The sequence below is a fragment of the Sphingobacterium sp. UBA5670 genome, assembly GCF_002420705.1.
GTDB lineage: Bacteria > Bacteroidota > Bacteroidia > Sphingobacteriales > Sphingobacteriaceae > Sphingobacterium.
In genome coordinates this window covers 1-19,757 of the sequence record NZ_DIIM01000004.1, presented here as the reverse complement: position 1 = coordinate 19,757, position 19,757 = coordinate 1, and the positions used below count along the sequence as shown (strand labels likewise).

Here is a 19,757-nt window from a genome sequence, read left to right as displayed (position 1 = left end):
ACATCAGATGACCTGATGAATATATCCTTTATGAAAACACAATCATTAAATCCAAGTGGCGCTTGGAAAAGTTCCGAGACCGTCTATCCTATCTTATTTGCAATTAGTATTTCACACTTGCTCAACGACTTGATTCAATCTGTCATTCCCGCGGTGTACCCCATGTTGAAATCAAATTACGCGCTTAGTTTTACCCAAATTGGTATTATTACATTGGTTTTTCAACTTACGGCCTCTATTTTACAACCCTTCGTCGGCTTGTACACAGATAAAAAACCTACTCCCCGTTCGCTCGCCATTGGTATGCTTTTCTCTTTGGCAGGTTTGATATGCATTTCATTTGCATCAAACTTTATTTACATTCTCCTTTCCGTGAGTCTAATTGGAATGGGCTCGTCCATCTTTCATCCGGAAGCTTCCCGTGTTGCCCATTTAGCTTCTGGAGGAAAAAAAGGCCTCGCGCAGTCAATTTTTCAAGTCGGAGGTAATGCCGGTGGTGCCATTGGCCCGCTGCTTGTGGCACTTATAGTTATCCCATTGGGGCAGCAATACATCGGTGTGTTTGGTGTGTTGGCCATTGTAGCTGTTATGATTCTTACTTATGTCGGCAATTGGTATCAGATACATCTCAAACCTAAAACACATACAGCTTCCGTCAGTGCCTTAAAATCAGATCTGCCAAAGTCGAAGGTGGTATTTGCGCTCGTTATTCTATTAGTGCTTATTTTTTCCAAATACTTTTACATGGCTTCGATGACCAGTTATTTCACCTTCTATCTGATCAATAAATTCCATGTTTCAGTCCAAGAATCCCAAATCTATTTATTTATATTCCTTGCTTCTGTTGCTGCAGGAACTATATTAGGAGGGCCTTTGGGAGATCGTTTTGGACGCAAACTAATTATCTGGGTATCAATTCTTGGAGCGGCGCCATTCACATTATTATTACCACATGTCGGTCTCGGGGTAACCATTATTCTCGCTATTTTAATCGGTCTTATTATCTCGTCTGCATTCTCTGCTATCTTGGTCTATGCAACAGAGCTCATCCCAGGAAAGGTCGGTATGATTGCTGGTTTATTTTTTGGTTTTGCTTTTGGTATGGGGGGAATTGGTTCAGCAGTTCTGGGCTGGCTTGCAGATCAAACGTCAATCGAATATGTATTTAATATCTGTGCTTATCTTCCATTAATCGGAATAGTTACAGGGCTATTGCCTAATATAAATCAGAAGAAAAAGTTATTATAAAATCAGTATGTTCGAAAAGTCAGTCAACCGTCTTGTGGATATTATCTTTGAATAGCTGATACCGCTTTGCCTAGCCGTAAAAAAAGCTGTCCACATCATTGGGACAGCTTTTTTAATTGCTAATAACCTGGGTTTTGGATCAATTTTGTATTTCGATTAACCTCATCGCGATGTAAAGACGTGTAGTACATCTTGTCATCCCAGTTCCTATTTTCAATTCCTGGATCAATATTTGAAACAGTATATGTGTAGGTGTAGTTATCTGGATTATATTGATAAAGAGTTACATTTTTACCCGCCTTAAGGGTTCCCGTTATATTTATAATATTTGCTTTGCGACCTATAGTTTCTGCGGCTATCATCCAGCGTCGGACGTCAAAGAAGCGATGTTCTTCGTAAGCTAATTCAATACGACGCTCATTTCTATAACGTGCTTTTAGAGCTGCCCCAGTCTCGGCTGTTGGAATTGCAGGCATTCCAGCTCTAAAGCGGATCTTGTTTAACCATATTTTAGCTTCATTCTCTTCTCCCAATTCAAGACATGCTTCTACGTAGTTCAATATCGCCTCTGTGTAACGAAACATTGGCCAGGGAATTCGCTGCCTTGTGTTTTGGTCTTCCATTGTAGGATCAGGATCGGTAAATTTACGAATGTAATAACCTGTCCGTGAACCATTCCAATCTTCAATCGGGCTTTTTCTTGTATCAAGACCAAATTGAATAACCTTTTGTCCTTTGGCATTCATTATTTCGTATTGACCTGTTTGAATTTGATTCGCCTTGTCTCTTTCAGCGACATCAGCCGTCCTTGGTTTCCAATCCGCACCGTCGTATAAAATCGTTGCCTTTAAACGTGGGTCGCGATTTTGATAAGGGCTGGCCGCCATTGTCGGATCTGACCAACTGAATTTTTGGCCATCACTAGTCTCGTAGTCATCTACTAATAGTTGTATTGGTGTATTTCCGGCCCAGTTATGATAGCCATTTGGACCATTATCTCGTCCTACCCAGCCCCCACGTTCATCCTTTTCGTCAATAAAAAATCTACCTAAAATAATATCCTTCCCTGCAGTAAAATCAACGGTCTTGCTCCCCCCTCCCAACGATACGGCCATATAGTTGGCAGTACCATCACTTGGCGAAGCTGGTTGAGTTAAGTCTAACTTATAAGCGAATTCTGTATGATCCAGTACGGCTTTTGCTGCTGCTTTTGCTTTCGTCCATCGTTCCACCTGATTGCCACTCGTATACATTAAATACGCTGGATTTTTATATCCTGCCAATAATGTTGATTTTGCTTTGGCTTTACCTTCATCATGGAGGTCACTGGCAGCATATAGTAATACTCTTGATTTTAAGGCCAATACTGCAGTTTCATTTGCCCGTCCCTTTGCTGATGAAATTCCCTTTAACAAAAGAGCTGCGCTGTCTAGATCTTTCACAATGGCATTGACACACTCCTCATAGCTATTCCTCGGAACCATATAGTCTTTATCGTTCAATGTATATATCTTATTATCGATGGGGATGCCACCATAAAAGCGTAAAAGCTGTTGATAATAATACCCACGCAGGAAATATGCTTCACCTAGCAGCTTATCGGCCTTTGCTTTGTCAAACTTGGGTGCACTTAAATTGGAGATTGCAATGTTAGTTGCCCGGATGCGTGTATACATGCGACCATATTCGTAAGTATCCATAATATAGCCTTGATCAGCTGGATTTGATCGAGATTCGGTTACGGTATTTATACCCCGATTAGGGTGTGTAAATAAAGCTTCGTCTGTCATAGATGCCATTTCTTGTTCATAAAAGCCTCCTACTCCAAAGCCGTTATAGATTTCTGTCACGAAAGCCTCAGACAAACCGGCATCCGACCAAACGATCTCCTGTGGAACTTCACTGAGTGGCTTCGTGCTCACAAAATCATCATTACAAGCTTGTAATGATGCAGAAAGTACAAGTAGTATAAGTGATATATTCTTAATTTTTTTCATTTTTCTTCTTCGTTAAGTTCTTAATATGACAGTTGGTTAGAACGATAATAATGCGCCAAAATTAATTAATCTTGCCTGCGGATAATATTGTCCTAATGCATTAACTGCCTCAGGATCATACATCTTGATCTTACTCCACGTAATTAAATTCATGCCATTTGCATATAGACGTAAAGAACCAATGCCAATTTTACTACAAATGCTTGACGCCAGGTTATATCCTATTTCCACATTTTTAAGCCGCAGATAATCGGTACTCCGCATCCAATAGGTATTGTTATAAGAATAATATTGATTGCCACGGTCTGTCAAACGTGGATAAACACTACTTGGGTTGCTGATGCTCCAGCGTTTATCATAGAATTCTTCCACAAAATTTCCGATTGATCCAGATTCATCCGTTCCTACCCGTATCTCTCCTCCTGTAGCTCCTTGAAATAGTACCGATAAGTCAAAATCCTTATAAGTCAGACTAAAATTGAAACCTCCCTGAAAAGTTGGATCACTATTCTTGTCTCGCCTCACTTTATCATCAGGGGTAATTTTTCCGTCACCATTGAAATCTTTATATTTCATATCTCCAGGACGTAAAGTTTTCGTAATGGCACTATAGTCCAATTTATTGTTGGAGATATCTTCCATGTCACGGAATACACCATCATAAACATAATAAATATCCGTTTTGATAGGTTTACCTGTACTTTGCTGCCATGCAGGGGCGCCAGGAGCTTCATCCCAGAAGATAATTTTGTTTTTGGCATAACCACCATTCACACCAACCGTATACCCCAGATCTCCTACTTTGCCACGATAACCTAAGTTAAATTCCCAACCCTTGTTATCTACTTTACCAATATTTTCTGCCGGCAGTGTCATCCCCGTACTTTGGGGTATTGACGCATTTTTTCTCCACAGAATGGAATTACGGCGGTTTTTAAAAATATCAAACTCGAAATTCAGTTTTCCTTGTAAAAATTGAAAATCAAACCCTAAATTATAGTTATTGGCAACCTCCCAGGTAATCATCTCATTAGGAACACGGCTTTCAAAAAGGGATTTCGCTAGCTTATCATTGACGATATAAGTGCCAAAGGAATAGGTTGAAAAATATTGATATTCTTGTAACTTATCATCATAATAGATGTTGTCATTACCCATCTGGCCATATGAGGCACGAATCTTGAAATAATTAATTACAGGGACATTTTCCTTCCAGAAATTCTCTTCCGACACTACCCATCCCGCCATAGCACCTGGAAAGAAACCGAACCGTTCACTTTCAGGAAACATATACGATCCGTCATAACGCCAAAGGAATTCTGCAATATACTTGCTTTTATAATTATAGCCAAATCGCCCAAAGTAATTTAACCTAGCTCTTTTCCATGCAGACCCGTCATTATTTTTTTCCTGTTCCCCACCAGCAAAAAGATAGTCGATCGCATTTGAAAGAAAATAGCGGCGATATGCGCTGAATTTATCATTATCAATTGTTTCTCTATTGATACCTGCTATAGCATTTACCTGATGATCACCAAATTTCCGCTCGAAGCTTAAGATTCCGCCAAGTAGGATATTCAGCTGATCTTCATTGCTTTGGTTTAAATTTGGATCAGCAGGTCCACGCCTTCCAGGAACAAGTTGCGGAGTGCTGCCATCGGCTTCATAAGCGCCCTGCCAAGAATACAAGGTCCAGGGTGTAACCCATGTTTTTTGATTTTTCACATATTTGTCGACAGAGGCATTAAGCGTTAATTTAAGGCCATCTATCCAGGGATTTGTAATCTCAACCTGACCATTTGTTTGAAAATAGTAGCGTTTATCGTGATCATAACCTGTCGCATTGGTCGTAATTACTACCGGGTTTTCGCCATTTTCGATATCTGGTCCCGGCATTCCATTAGGCCATATTGCTGGTTGTGTCGGATTTCCCCGCATTAGCATTCTAAAGACTGTGCCGGCACTCTTGGTCGGGAAATTCCGGTTTTCCTGTCTTCCCAAAACACCGAACTGCGTTTTAACATATTGACTAATATTAGCATCTAGATTAATCCTTAAGTCGTACTGTTTATAACCTGTAGCCGAATTTTTATAATATGCATCCTGATTTTGATACCCCAAAGACATCAGATATTTGACATCCTCAGTACCGCCATTGATTTGAAGGTTGTGACGCTGTTGTGGTGACCAGTCTTTTAGCGTAGCCTTATACCAGTCGGTATTAGGATGCCCCCAAGGATCTGATCCGTCTTTGAACTTTTGGATATCTTCTGGTTTAAACGGAGCATCCAAAACTCCTCCACCTTGTTTATTATAACTGCCTTTCTCGTTGATAGCGGTATAAGCAGCAGACCATTCTTCAACAGGAAGGTTATAAATTTCAAGTTCATTTCTAATTGCCGCAAATTGGGAGGCATCTGTTAATTTAGGAATGACGGTAGGTTGGGAATAGCCTTGGTTGAACGTATACGAAAACTGCGGTTTTCCTGTTTTTCCTCGTCTTGTCGTCACGAGAATAACACCATTTGCCGCCCTGGCTCCATAAATAGCAGCAGAAGCATCTTTTAGAACGGAGATATTTTCTATATCTCGGGGATTTATACGATCAATTCCTCCTTCACGCGCAGGAACTCCATCAATAACGACTAATGGACTGCTATTACCAAGTGTATTCGTTCCCCTGATTTTGATATTGGAGCCATCATATCCAGGTTCAGCACTTCCATTGGTCGCTGTAACCCCTGGAACTCGTCCTGTTAATGCATTGGAAACGTTCAATGCCGGTGATTGAGCAAGATCACTTCCTTTAACAGTGGCAACAGCACCTGTAACTGTTTCCTTGCGCTGTTTACCGTAACCTACAACAACGACTTCTTCGAGATTCGATTCCGAATTAAGAAGTGTGACATCTATCGCATGCCTTCCTTTTACAGACTCATCCATAGATTGTTTGCCCACCATACGGAAGTTAATGGTTGCATTACTAGGAACTTTGTCTAATTTGTACTTACCTTGAAGATCGGTTTTAGTTACTAAACTTGTGCCGTTTACAGATACAGTTACTCCTGGGATTGGCATTCCAGTTTCATCATGTACCGTTCCAGAAACACTTAGCTCCTGCTGAAAGAGAATCCCATGGCTTGCGAGGGTTGCAGCATCGACGATTTGAGGACTCAAGGCCACTAATGAGCACAATGATCCAGTCCAAAACGCTCTCTTCCATTGATTTGAGAAATAATGGCAGTTAATCATAAAAACTGTTTAATTGTTTAAATTCTGTATTTAATTAGTTATTTTTTTTACCTCTACAAGACTTGTCGGTTTAGGAGTCTAATAGAGGCGATTTATAATTGTTTATCTAACATGAAAATACGAAAATAAATATATAATGCAAGTGTTATTTTTACACTATTTAACAATTAATACATAAGCAATTGACACTAAGAAACTTGAGTGCATGAAATTAATTAAGCTGGTTTTCTTTAAAATAATTGTAACGGTTGGCGCTACCACATACGTTATTAATGTGTTCACGAATAAATTTCATAAGGGGAATTCTTAGACGAAATGCATTTTTTATCCAATAGAAAGTATATTATCAATTTTTTAAATAATAATATGCATCTTTATCCTTTATAATTAGTTCTATAATTGATTTTTTTAAAACAACTATGTATACACAAAAATAAGTGTAGGAATTGGCTATATTAATAGTGAAGAAATACTACCATCCTTAAAGGAGGAATGTAAAAATCAGAAAAGAAAACATGGCAGCGTCCGCTATCCTAAAGAGTTTGGTGTTATTTCGTAAACCAAACTCTTCTATATTATCATCGTTAATCAACGATTCCAATTAATATTTAATCGGATAATCTTGCATAAATTCAAACTGATAACCCTCTTTTTTTAACGCATCAATTAGAGAGGTTAGTTCCTGTTGCCCCTTCTGCGTTTGAAACATATCATCATGCATCAAGAAAACTACATTGTTCGGTACCATTGAGCTTTTATTGTTCATATAATTCCGAATATGGGACAAAGTAGACGCCTGGCTTTGAATAGGTATACCAGTTACACTATTAAGCCGCCATTCCACATCCCAGCCATATATTGTATAGCCATTTTTGTGCAGCAAGTCCGCCGTAGTAGATCCATTTTTAAGATCAATTTTACGAACATTATCATATATCCAGATATTTCTGCCTGGAAGCCGGACGATTTTATGTTTTAAATTAAGATCCTTTTCATTCTTTTCAAAATCAGCAAACGCATGTTGTGGATTATTGTAAAACCGTGAATACTGATTATTTGCGTGAGTATAGCTGTGGTTATAACAGGCGACCAAAGGATTTGATTCATATCGTATGAGATCACGTTTTCGGCCTTTACTCATATTGGCGTGCTTGCCAATCAGAAATACACTCACTTTAATATTTTTCTCCTTCGCAATTGAATCGATAAAAGCACTACCGATTAACGGCCCATCATCGAAAGTCAAATAAATATGTTTTGGATGTGTATCAAAAGCTTTGCGTAACGAATCTTTGAGTTCGCGCTTTTGTTGTTTGATCGGGATAGGGTGTAAACTGTCAACAGTAAACTGAATCTGATTTTTTTGAAGTGAATCCCATCGATTTAACAAATGTGGCGCCTTTTCCTTGACCGCCAATTGCTTGGAAATTGTGTCTTTCAAATCTCCTTTTCCTAAGACTTTATTTGAAAAATCTTTACATGCGGTTATACCAAACACTATACTACAGGTGAAAAGTACAACAAACATCCTACTACACTTCATATCAATCGCTATAACTTTAATGAGTTTCTTTTTTTCAAAATTAATACAAAAACCTTTTTGTCAACCATAAAATAATACAAATCCCCATTTTCAGGGATAAGGTTCTACCTATTCAACACCATATGGCGGCTTTCTAATGGCCTTAATTTTTCAATCTAAATCCTACAGTAGAAACAATCGTGCCATTTTTGTTATGTTACTCGCACGACCGTTTTTACTTCTTTTTAAAAAATAGCGCTTTGTTATACTCAAAATTCATTCGTGCTATATTCAAAACTGATATCCCTTGTGGACACTCCACTTCGCAGGCTTCTGTATTCGAACAATGACCAAAGGATTCTTTATCCATTTGTTTGACCATATTTAAAACCCGTTGGCTGCGTTCTTCCTTTCCTTGGGGCAATAGCGCCATATGTGTAATCTTTGCGGCAGTAAATAGAGCAGCACTACCATTTTTACAAGTTGCTACGCAAGCACCACAGCCAATACACGCTGCAGAGTCAAATGCCGATTCTGCCAGCTCATGGGAAATTGGAATGACCGTTGCGTCCGGAGCTTGGCCTGTATTAATGGAGACAAATCCCCCTGATGAAATAATCCTATCAAATGCCGACCGATCCACTTTCAAATCTTTTTTTACCTGAAATGCTGCTGAACGAAAAGGCTCAATGGTAATAGTATCTTTATCCTTAAATGAACGTAAATGCAACTGACAAGTAGTTGTATGTTTAAGGGGGCCGTGTGCCATGCCATTAATCATCATTCCGCACTGCCCGCAAATTCCTTCGCGACAATCATGATCAAACTCCACAGGCTCTTCCCCATGCGTGATAAGCTGCTCATTTAATGTATCTAACATTTCCAGAAATGACATATGCGGATTAAGGTCAGTTAAGGTATAAGTCTCTAATTTGCCTGCAGCATTCCGCTCCTTTTGCCGCCATATTTTAAGATGTAAATCCATAATCGTTCCTTTTATTTATAGCTCCTTACAGTTGGTTGTATCTCTTCAAAAGTCAGTGGCTCCCTGATCAGCTCAGGTTCTTCATTTTCGCCCTTCCAGGACCATGCAGAGATAAATTGGTATTCAGCATCATTTCTTAACGCTTCCCCATCCGCAGTTTGATATTCCTCGCGGAAATGTGCTCCACAGGACTCATTTCGTGTCAATGCGTCATAACACATCAATTCTCCAATTTCAAAATAATCTGCTACACGCCCCGCTTTTTCTAGTTCCGTATTTAAGGTGTTAGCCTCGCCACTGACAATAACCTCTTTAAAAAATTCTTGTTTGAGTTTTTTAATCTCACCAATAGCATAGCGAAGCCCTTTCTCGTTCCGTGCGAGACCGCAATAATCGTAAAGTAGCTTACCCAGTGTTTTATGAAAATAATCCACAGTTTTACTGCCTTTAATATTCAGCAACATTTCAATCTGTTTTCTAACCTGTTCTTCTGCACGGTCAAACTCGATATGATCGGTTGAAATTTTACCCGTGTGAATTTCATTTGCCAAATAATTGGCAATGGTGTAAGGAGCAATAAAATAACCATCTACAGATGCCTGAAGCAGCGAATTTGCACCAAGCCTATTAGCACCATGATCTGCAAAATTAGCCTCCCCTAAAGCAAATAAACCGGGTAGGCTGGTCATCAGTTCATAGTCCACCCATAGACCACCCATGGAGAAATGCGCAGAGGGTGAAATCATCATTGGCTCCTTATAAGCGTCATATCCCGTTATCTTTTCATACATATCGAATAGATTACCATACTTCTCTTGTATTTTCTGTTTCCCTTGCTCCCGAATAGCTTTAGCAAAATCCAGATAAACTGCATTTTTAAGTGGCCCAATCCCAAAGCCGGCATCGATACGTTCTTTAGCTGCCCGCGATGAAATATCCCTCGGAGCCAAATTGCCAAATGCGGGATAGCGCCGTTCTAAATAGTAATCCCTTTCTTCCTCCGGAATGGTATTGGGTTCTCGTGATTCATTCTGTTTTAAGGGAACCCAAATTCTCCCATCATTACGTAACGATTCTGACATTAGCGTCAATTTAGACTGATAATCGCCAGATTGTGGCAACGAAGTCGGATGAATCTGAATCCAGCTAGGAGAAGCCATTAATGCACCTTTTTTATGTGCACGCCAGATTGCTGAACCGTTACACCCCATGGCTAAGGTCGATAGATAATATATCTTACCATATCCTCCTGTCGCTAATATGACTGTGTGGGCGGCATGTCGTTCAATTTCACCAGTATCTAAATTCCGTACAATAACTCCACGTGTTTTTCCGTCTATAACAACAATATCCAGCATCTCGTGCCTGGCAAAAAGTTCTACTGTTCCTTTACCTACCTGACGCATAAGTGCTTGATACGCTCCCAAAAGGAGCTGTTGTCCAGTTTGACCTCTTGCATAGAAGGTACGGCTTACCTGTACTCCCCCAAAAGAGCGATTGTTTAAATACCCACCATATTCTCGTCCAAATGGAACACCCTGGGCTACGGCTTGGTCGATCAAATTCAGAGAGCATTCTGCCATACGGTATACATTTGCTTCCCGGGCGCGAAAATCTCCCCCTTTCAGAGTATCAACAAACATCCGGTAGACACTGTCACCATCATTCTTATAATTCTTTGCAGCATTTACCCCCCCTTGAGCAGCAACTGAATGCGCCCGTCTCGGACTGTCCTGAAAACAAAAGGATTTAACCTGATACCCCATCTCCCCAAGGGAAGCTGCAATAGAGCTACCCGCCAATCCGGTACCGATGACAATAACATCCAATTTTTTTCGGTTGGCAGGATTAACTAATTTGGCAGTCTTCTTATAGCGTGTCCATTTTTCATCCAATGGTCCTTCCGGTATTTTCGAATTTAATATCATGATTTCCCTCCCTTATTTTATTGTAAAGAATATATAAATAGGCATCATTGCAAATCCAAAACTTATAATGACTGAGTAACCAATTCCGATGATCTTAAACCATTTCACAAATTTTGGATGATAGAATCCCAATGTTCGAATTGAACTATGTATACCGTGAACGAGATGATAGCATAAAGCTACCATAGACAATACGTAGATAATCACATACCACCATTGCTGAAAAACAGCGATCACCAATACATATAAGTCTTTGTTACCCCGTTCGTCGAGCGGCGGAGTACCAAATTTGTATACATACCAGAAATTCTGAAAATGGATAACCAAAAAAATAAGAATCAAGGTTCCCAAAATTCCCATGTTTCGCGAGTACCATTTGCTCGCTCTTCCCCGGTGGTCCGATTCATAAACAGCACCTGCCCTTTTATTTTTTAAGGTAATAATAAGGCCATCTAATGCATGGAGAATAATGCTGGCATAAAGTACATACGAGATGATCTTAATCAAGATGTTACCAGCTAAAAAATGTGAGTATGCATTAAACTGTAAATGTGCTTGCTCCTGCGGCAAGAATAACTGTAAGTTTCCTAAAAAGTGAATCAGCAGGAAGAACGCTAGGAACAATCCCGTTAGACACATAAGCATCTTTTTTGACAAAGTAGATAACATAATAAGGTCCTGATTTTAATAATAACCAATAACTTTCATCCACAGTCCGCCCACACCCATATAAATCACCAACAATACGATGCCTATTTCCAGTCCACGTAGCCACCAGGACTTTAAATCCACATAGCCACTTCCGAAAAATACGGGCGCTGGACCGTGTCCGTAATGGGTTAAAACGCCATAAATAGAACCTAGAAATCCGAGCATCATCGCAAGCAGCATTGGCGGGATGCCTAAAGAAACACCTACCCCCAATAAAGCCGCATACATCGCCGCCACATGTGCAGTAGCGCTGGCGAAAATATAGTGGCTAAAGAAATAAACAAGAATAATTACAGGAAAGGCAATTTGCCAACTTAAATCACCGATCTGTACTTTGATCAGATCGCTAAACCAACCAATGAACCCCAGTTCGTTTAAAGAGCTAGCCATCATAACCAAAACAGCAAACCACACAATGGTGTCCCAAGCACCTTTTTCAGCTTTAACATCTTCCCAGGTCAATACAGAAGTCAGCAAAAGCAAAGTCAAGCCTATAAAAGCTGTAGTGGTAGCATCAATGGAAAAAGATCCGCCAAAAATCCATAGTGCCAACAAAATAAAGAATGCCAGCAACATTAACCACTCATTTCTGGAAATTGGCCCCATCTCTTTTAATTTCTGGGCAGCCATCTTTGGTGCGTCCCCTGTTTTTTTTAATTCAGGTGGATATAATTTATAAAGTACAAGTGGAACCACAAAAAACGCAACAAGACCCGGTACAAATCCAGCAATTGCCCAAGACATCCAGGTAATATCAATCCCTAGATTCGCAGCAAACTTTTGACACATTGGATTGCTGGCCGTTCCGGTCAGAAACATCGAAGAAGCAATTAGATTCATGTAATAGCTATTTAAAGTTAGATAAGATCCTAGCTTTCGATGTGTTTCTGGCTTATCGGGAACGGAATCAAAACTGATAGCCATAGATTTCATGATAGGATAAATAATTCCACCCCCCCGAGCCGTGTTACTAGGGATTGCTGGAGCTAAACAAACGTCAGCAAGCCCCAATCCGTAAGCTAGTCCCAAGGAACTCTTTCCAAAAACACGAATAAAAAGAAAAGCGATTCTATTTCCCAAACCAGTTTTAATGAAACCGCGCGCAATAAAAAACGAAATACCAATCAACCAGATCACTTTGTCTCCAAAACCGGTCAAAGCTTTGGTAATAGATTTACCTGCATCTCCTGGCGCCAAAACTTGTGTCAGCGCAGTAAATGCAATCGCCATCATACACATCGTGCCCATTGGAGCCGCTTTTAAAATAATCCCTAGGATAGTCGCCGCAAAAATTGCAAATAAATGCCAAGCCTCGGGACTGACACCTTTAGGCACTGGAATAAACCATAAAATGAGTGCTACAACAAAAGTGATAGCTACATTTTTAATATTGATTTCTTTCATAATAAACGTGGTTTAATGGATTAGAATCGACTTTGTACTTGAACGATAAATAAGTTCTTATTAAATTCACTGGTATTCTCTGTTTGTTTTTTATAACGGTCTAACTGTAGGCCAAGCTGTATCCGCGCACCATAATTCTTTAAAAATTCCAGCCCAAACATAGGGGTATATGTTTGTCGTGCATTCGCATTAAGCTTATAATTCGGGTCGATATATTCGTATCGACAAGATAGTTCAAAAGCGCTTAGATTAAAATAGTTCACTTCATACCGTAAGTTTGGCAGAAAATAAATGCCTCGGACAAGGTAATCGCTCAATTTAGAGGTACGTGCACTCTCTTCCAAAGAATAATAAATGTTATGATTTATGGCCTGCTTTGCTTCCAGTTGCATATCGAGGTTCCATCGTCTACCAAAGCTCACATTACCTGTTAAATCAACACCCAACGCATGTACCTGTTTCTTCATGACTTCACCAATCCCACCATTGAGCCCCAAATTGACACCGTATTTCTTTGAAAGGCCGAATACAAGACGCGTAGCATATTGTTTTCCATTATCGTTATCGACGACCTGATTCTTTCCATTTCCATTAACAACCGATAGCGAATAGCTAAAAGGCACCTCACCAAGCTTAGTCTCACCTGTCGCAGCTACTCCGATCTGAAAGCTTGCCCATCCTAATTTCCCAAATTCAAGGTATTGATTCGACCAGTCCAATGATTTGATAATGTCAATTGGATAGGTTTCTTCGATTCCAAACCAAGGACGAAATTGCCCCACTGTAATTGCCAATTTGGGACTGAACGTATACTTCAGATAGGCATTTTCAAGAACTTTTGTTTTTGGATCACTTTTGAAATCAGCCAGGTTTGCCAAGACGGCTACCTCTGTACGTTTGCTAATTTGCGCACGCATCTGCACACGCATGTACTTTACCATAAAGTTGTTGTCTGTACCTGAGCCATCACTATGATGCAGCCCATTGACATCGACATTCTTTGTTCCACTGACAAGATACCTCGCCTGAAATAATCCTTTCACCTGAAGTTTGGGATAGGTAGTTTCATCTTTGGTTTGTTGCAGGATAGAATCGGTTTTGCTCTGCTGTATAGCTCCGATTTCCTGCCCTTTAACAAGGTTACACAATAGTAAACACGCTATAAAAATTGGAATATGGTATTTCTTCATATCAAAACAATTTGTTTTAGCCAGTAGCCTAGCCCACTTTTCACTGTCAATAATGTCGCTCTTTTGAGGGAGTCATGTAGTAACAACAGGTAGCATTAAAAAATGTTTTGTTATTTTAATATAATTTAATAACTGTAAGAAAATCAATCCAATTTCCATATGCGGTAGTATAATTCCATGTTTTTATGTATTTTCACGGACGAACGCAAAACCAATCGAATAGTCAAATCCGCAGATTGAACTTTTAGGGAGTTATAAGACTCATTGGATGCTTCGACCGTGAATTATGATAAGCAGAATTTAGAATCAATAAATATTATGAAAGAAAAATTAATCAAGATTTGTTTTATTAGCATAGTCCTCCTTATGATCCAGGGGTTCTCCGTATCGACAACCGCTGCCAGTGAAAAAGAAAAGCCCGCGATGTTTTGGACTTGGCTGGACTACAACGCCAAAACAAACTTTGATTCTATTTGTCGAGAGATGAACTATCTCGGAATCGATGGCGTCATGCTAAACGCTGCTAGCCCAGATGAGTATCGTGTGGCCATTCCGATCGCAAAAAAATATGGCATTCAGGTTATTGCGTGGCTTTGGACGATGAACCTAGAACACGACCGGGATAAGATACTCCAAGAACATCCGGATTGGTTCAGTGTCAATCGAAATGGAAAGAGTCTTGCAGATACCACCGCATATGTTGGTTATTATAAATTCCTGTCACCTGTAGTTCCTGCTGTAAAAGAGTATATCAGCAAAAAAATCGAATCGTATTGTGAAATTGAGGGACTTGAGGGAATTTCTATTGACTATAATCGTTATGTGGATGTTGTGCTCCCTACAACCCTTTGGCCTAAATACAACATTGTACAGGACCGCGAATATCCGGCCTGGGATTACGGTTACCACCCAATAGCCATAGAGAAATTCAAAAAACAATACGGCTACGACCCAAGGACACAGAAAGATCCTTCGAAAGATCTTAAATGGCGACAATTTCGATGTGATCAAATAACCGATATCGCCAATATGATTGCGGAGATTGTTCATTCTCATGGAAAGACGATGGCTGCATCCCCATTCCCGACGCCTAAAATGGCTTCACGTATGGTCCGCCAAGATTGGGGGAAATGGAATTTGGATGTTGTGTTTCCGATGGTGTACAGCAATTTCTATACAGAAGACCCCAGTTTTATTAGCGATTGTACCTTAGAAAACGTGCGGGATAAAGGTGCAAATACCACTTTATATTGTGGATTGATGGCTAAAAATAATGAGGAAATATTTACCGATATGGACGAGGCGTTAAATAATGGTGCACAGGGAATTTCGATTTTTACCATCCATAGTTTAAAAGATCCTCAGATCAGGGAAAAATTCAGAACCTACACAGCTGCCGCAAAAGCGAGAAAAGCTCAAAATAAGGGAATGTTAACGCGTACAGCACATACAAAAATTGAAAATGATCCTTTTAAAAAGGAAGGTATTATGAAATTAATAACCCAAAAGATACAATCTTTGGTACAGGCGGAGAATCCCGCGGCAAGCCCGATAGAATTGTCAAAGTATAAAAAAATAGACAGTTACGATGTGACAAGAAAATACCTTGTGACTGACAAGCTTAGTAAAAAGAACTTCTATGTTACTTTCTTTTTCTATGGTGGTATTCTCTCTGGATGGAATGTTGACCCAGCGCCAGCAGCTGTTTAATTACTAATCATTAGGTGCTGAAAAATTCATCTATTTAGCACCTTATTTAAGTTTTTAATAGGCTGTTCCCTATCTTTGGAACAAACAAATAAGTGAAAAATGAGAAAATATGCGAGGTTAGCAGCCTGTATTATGGGCCTTATATATTGTGGAGGATTCCAGCAATCCTTTGCTCAAGGAAACATTCAAAAGCAGATGCGTACTAACGCAACTACCGTAGATAAAACGTTATTAAATAAAATATTAGCAAAAAACAAGTTAGCTTTTAAAGAAGGTAAAGTAGCGGACTACATCCCAGAATTAAGTAAAGCGAATGCTGCATCCATTGCACTTTCAGTTGTAAATAGCGACGGAACGATAGTGAGTGTAGGCGATATACAGCAAAGGTTTACAATCCAGAGTATTTCAAAAATTGTCGCATTGATGGTTGCTGTATTGGAAAACGGCGAACAAAATGTTTTTGATAAAATGGGATACTTTGGTACAGACAAGCCATTCAATCATTTTGCGAATCTGGAAACGATAGGTAAGCCACTCAATCCAATGATGAATGCCGGAGCGATACTAACGACTTCACTCATTAAAGGAACAGGCGAGGAACCGTTTATCAAAATACTTAATATGATTCGTTTTATAACGAATAATGAAAATATCAATTACAGTAAATCCGTATTCAATTCAGAACGCGAGACTGGGCATCGAAACAGAGGGATGTTCTATCTGATGCGTAACAACGGACTCATTGATGGCGACGGCGAGGATAAGCTTAATAATTATTTTAAGCAATGCTCAATTGAAATAACAGCTGAAGATCTCGCTAAAATAGGCTTCTTTTTTGCAAATCATTGCATACGCTATGATGGAAATAAGCAATACAATAATCCAAGTCTATCCCAGCTAGTTCAATCACAAATGCTCATTGCAGGGATGTACGAATTTAGTGGTGAGTATGCAAGAACTGTGGGGCTTCCTAGTAAATCAGGCGTTGGCGGCGGAATCGCGGTAAGTGTACCGAATAAAATGGGTATAGGGGCCTATAGCCCAGCCTTGGATCAACACGGTAATTCTGTGGCCGCTTATCGCATGATATTAGACCTGGTCAATGAGAAGTCGCTAAGTCTCTTTTATTAAAATTAGAAACCAAAGATCATATGGTAAGAACAGAACCAATAATTGCGGTAGAGGACGTTCCTAAAAGCTCACTTTTCTATCAACGTCTTTTCGGGTGTACTAGCAAGCATGGAGGGGAAACATTTGAAATTCTCGCGGACAAAGCCACGGTAATTCTCTGTTTACACAAATGGGGCGAGCACGAACATCCTACCATGAAAGATCAAAAAAATGCGGGCAATGGACTTATACTTTTTTTTAGGGTAGATAATTTGCAGCAAATTTTCGAGAACGCCACATTGTTAAATGCTGTAATAGAAAAAGAAATACATTATAATGAAAACTCGCTGAAAGACCAGTTTATTCTTCGTGACCTCGATAACTATTATCTGATTGTATCAGCTTAGATTGATGTTTTTACCTATTCTAATCGCTTATTAGATTTGGCAAAACATACCGATTCCTGTTCTTAAACCAGTTTAACTTTTTTGTTGGATGATTGTTGCAACTTTGTCTTATCAAATTTTAATACGATGAATACAAGATTGAATATTGCAAAAGTAGATGCAACAGCCTACAAGGCGATGATGGGATTGGAAACATATCTTAACGATATTTTTTTGACACCTATCCAAAAGGAACTCATAAAAATCCGTGCTTCACAGATCAATGGCTGCGCATTTTGCCTAGATATGCACACAAAAGACGCGCTGAAATATGGTGAAACTCCGCAACGGATATTTCTTTTAAATGCCTGGCGAGAGACAGACTTATTCACTCCTGAAGAGCAGCTTTTGCTAGAGATGACCGAGGAAATCACTTTAATACACCAAAAAGGATTGACGGAACAAACTTTTCAAAAAGCGAAGCAGCTTTTCAACGAAAAGCAGATTGCTGAGGTTATTATGGCAATTATTACCATAAATGCATGGAATAGAATTGGTATCAGCACTCATTTGGAATTGCTAAAGTAGTACTGATATGCAGTCTGAAAAAGCTTCTTTTACTAGTAAAGGAAGCTTTTTCATTTACAAAATAAATTCCATCGACTGCCCTGTTTAATACCAATTTCCTTTATCTTTATAAGGAAAACCAATATAAAAACATGATTATGAAAATCATAAAAAAAATCCTAATTATTCTAGTGATCCTTATCGCCATCCCCCTAATTGTGGCACTGTTCATCAGCAAGGATTTCTCAGCTCAAAGTGAGATCACGATTGACAAACCAAAACAGGAGGTATTCAACTATGTGAAAATGCTCAAAAACCAAGACCATTTTGGCGTATGGCAACTTTCGGATCCTCAAATGAAAAAAACAGAACAGGGAATTGATGGTCAGGTCGGATATAAATACAGCTGGGACGGTGAAAAAGTGGGAAAAGGATCCCAGACCATTACGAAAATAGTCGATGGCGAAACGATCGAAACATCGCTCGACTTCGGTATGGGAGAACCTGCCAAGGGCTATTTTATACTGAAAGAAATCTCTCCAACCCAGACGTCGGTAACTTGGGGAATTTCTGGAAAATCGCCTTATCCATGGAACTTGATGAACGTATTTATGAATATGAATAAAGATTTCGATCAAGGCCTAAAAAATTTAAAAAACACATTGAAGTAGGAACTCTATAAAAAAGCGATGGTTGAAATAATAGCTACTTCAACCATCGCTTTTTCTAAACCTTGTTAAACTATCGTCTGCGCATCAGGATTCGTAAGATATACCAAAACAAAAGCATAATTGATGAGAATAGCTGCAAGGCAGCTCCAACATATTGTTCGTTCCCATAATTGTATTTAAGATTTTGGGTTTGATATAGTATACTTCCGGAGGCAAGAGCGATCATCGCTACGGAAAACCACAACCCAAGTTCAAAGCCAAATATCGCACCTGCAACAATGGCGCCTAAGGACAAAAATCCCCCAATCACCAATATGTTCCGAAGAAATGAAAAATCTTTGTTAGATACAAATGCGACTACGGTAAGACCGGTAAACAATGCCAAAGTCATTATACTAGCTTGGTAGATTACACTAATCCCTTCAGTCATAAATACCGCCATAAAAATCATGGGCAAGAAAATGATCGCCTCTAATACGATATAGAAAGCCAATCCCAGGTATTGGGTTTGCCTGCTTTGCGAAAGCGTCCATCTCGAGGATAGTGTTGAACCCAGCCAAAAACATCCCAATAGAAACAACCAGATAAATTTTCCACTGACCATCCACACGATAAAATCATATGGAACTAATTTGATCAGCAACGTCTCCAAAACGATAAATGCCAAAATGGAAAGCGCAACGTGAAGATAGGTTTTTTTATAAAACACTCCCCTTTCCGCATCATCTTGGATAAGAACATACTCTTGTGATTCCATAAAATAAATAGATTTGATTAAATAAAAATTAAAAATAAGCATTAATTCTATTTTCACAAGTAAGAAGTTTACATAAGCTTGTAAAAAAGAACCCCGCCTAGCGGGGTCCATTCAAACAAACAACTTATTTCCAGCCTCCTCCCAAATCTTTATAGATATTGACAACAGCATTGAGCTGCTGCTTTTTCGTTTCTATCAATTCAAGTTTTGAATCTAACACATCGCGTTGCGTCATTAAAACCTCCATATAGTCAGCCCGCGCTGATTTAAAAAGATCATTTGATACAGTGACGGAATTATTTAAAACCTCAACTTCTTT

At 39.3% G+C, this 19,757-nt stretch carries 15 protein-coding genes and 1 pseudogene; 6 read left to right on the top strand and 10 right to left on the bottom strand.

Going from position 1 to position 19,757, the window contains the following annotated elements; all coding sequences use genetic code 11:
- The first annotated feature begins 30 nt into the window (after positions 1–30).
- Positions 31–1,248, top strand: a complete 1,218-nt coding sequence (locus B3C94_RS04655) for an MFS transporter (protein WP_293899752.1) — start codon at positions 31–33, stop codon at positions 1,246–1,248.
- 119 nt (positions 1,249–1,367) lie between these two features.
- Here B3C94_RS04655 and B3C94_RS04650 read toward each other — a convergent pair whose 3' ends face one another.
- The 8 genes from B3C94_RS04650 to B3C94_RS04615 form a co-directional block, all read right to left on the bottom strand.
- Positions 1,368–3,245 carry a RagB/SusD family nutrient uptake outer membrane protein gene (locus B3C94_RS04650; RefSeq protein ID WP_293899750.1) on the bottom strand — a complete coding sequence of 626 codons (1,878 nt, stop codon included), beginning with the start codon at positions 3,243–3,245 and terminating at the stop codon, positions 1,368–1,370.
- A gap of 36 nt (positions 3,246–3,281) precedes the next feature.
- Positions 3,282–6,497, bottom strand: coding sequence for a SusC/RagA family TonB-linked outer membrane protein (locus tag B3C94_RS04645; protein ID WP_293899747.1), 3,216 nt, complete (start codon positions 6,495–6,497; stop codon positions 3,282–3,284).
- A 601-nt stretch (positions 6,498–7,098) separates the two neighbouring features.
- Positions 7,099–8,040 (bottom strand): polysaccharide deacetylase family protein, encoded by a 942-nt coding sequence (locus tag B3C94_RS04640; RefSeq protein ID WP_293899744.1) that lies wholly within the window; start codon positions 8,038–8,040, stop codon positions 7,099–7,101.
- A gap of 214 nt (positions 8,041–8,254) precedes the next feature.
- Positions 8,255–9,004: a succinate dehydrogenase/fumarate reductase iron-sulfur subunit gene (locus tag B3C94_RS04635; RefSeq protein WP_293899741.1), complete on the bottom strand. Its 750-nt coding sequence runs from the start codon at positions 9,002–9,004 to the stop codon at positions 8,255–8,257.
- Between the two features lie 11 nt (positions 9,005–9,015).
- Positions 9,016–10,932 (bottom strand): fumarate reductase/succinate dehydrogenase flavoprotein subunit, encoded by a 1,917-nt coding sequence (locus B3C94_RS04630; protein ID WP_293899738.1) that lies wholly within the window; start codon positions 10,930–10,932, stop codon positions 9,016–9,018.
- A 12-nt stretch (positions 10,933–10,944) separates the two neighbouring features.
- The gene (locus B3C94_RS04625; protein ID WP_293899735.1) at positions 10,945–11,601 is read right to left on the bottom strand and encodes a succinate dehydrogenase cytochrome b subunit; all 657 of its coding nucleotides are present in this window, start codon (positions 11,599–11,601) and stop codon (positions 10,945–10,947) included.
- Between the two features lie 15 nt (positions 11,602–11,616).
- On the bottom strand, positions 11,617–13,047 hold the full coding sequence (locus tag B3C94_RS04620; RefSeq protein WP_293899732.1) for an anion permease: 1,431 nt from the start codon (positions 13,045–13,047) through the stop codon (positions 11,617–11,619).
- 20 nt (positions 13,048–13,067) lie between these two features.
- Positions 13,068–14,237, bottom strand: a complete 1,170-nt coding sequence (locus tag B3C94_RS04615) for a porin (RefSeq protein ID WP_293899729.1) — start codon at positions 14,235–14,237, stop codon at positions 13,068–13,070.
- 318 nt (positions 14,238–14,555) lie between these two features.
- Here B3C94_RS04615 and B3C94_RS04610 point away from each other — a divergent pair, with 318 nt between their 5' ends.
- The 5 genes from B3C94_RS04610 (at position 14,556) to B3C94_RS04590 (ending at position 18,681) form a co-directional block, all read left to right on the top strand.
- Positions 14,556–15,947, top strand: coding sequence for a hypothetical protein (locus B3C94_RS04610; protein ID WP_293899726.1), 1,392 nt, complete (start codon positions 14,556–14,558; stop codon positions 15,945–15,947).
- 99 nt (positions 15,948–16,046) lie between these two features.
- A complete protein-coding gene (gene glsA, locus B3C94_RS04605; protein ID WP_293899723.1) occupies positions 16,047–17,078 on the top strand; it encodes a glutaminase A in 1,032 nt (343 codons plus the stop codon).
- Between the two features lie 20 nt (positions 17,079–17,098).
- A complete protein-coding gene (locus B3C94_RS04600; RefSeq protein WP_293899720.1) occupies positions 17,099–17,464 on the top strand; it encodes a glyoxalase in 366 nt (121 codons plus the stop codon).
- A 126-nt stretch (positions 17,465–17,590) separates the two neighbouring features.
- Positions 17,591–18,031, top strand: coding sequence for a carboxymuconolactone decarboxylase family protein (locus B3C94_RS04595; protein ID WP_293899717.1), 441 nt, complete (start codon positions 17,591–17,593; stop codon positions 18,029–18,031).
- Positions 18,032–18,168: 137 nt separating this feature from the next.
- On the top strand, positions 18,169–18,681 hold the full coding sequence (locus tag B3C94_RS04590; RefSeq protein WP_293899714.1) for an SRPBCC family protein: 513 nt from the start codon (positions 18,169–18,171) through the stop codon (positions 18,679–18,681).
- A gap of 70 nt (positions 18,682–18,751) precedes the next feature.
- Here B3C94_RS04590 and B3C94_RS04585 read toward each other — a convergent pair whose 3' ends face one another.
- Together B3C94_RS04585 and B3C94_RS04580 are read right to left on the bottom strand one after the other, a co-directional pair.
- Entirely contained in the window at positions 18,752–19,438 is a 687-nt protein-coding gene (locus tag B3C94_RS04585; RefSeq protein WP_293899711.1) for a Bax inhibitor-1/YccA family protein, read from the bottom strand.
- Positions 19,439–19,562: 124 nt separating this feature from the next.
- Positions 19,563–19,757: pseudogene (locus B3C94_RS04580) on the bottom strand (TolC family protein); the annotation flags it as partial.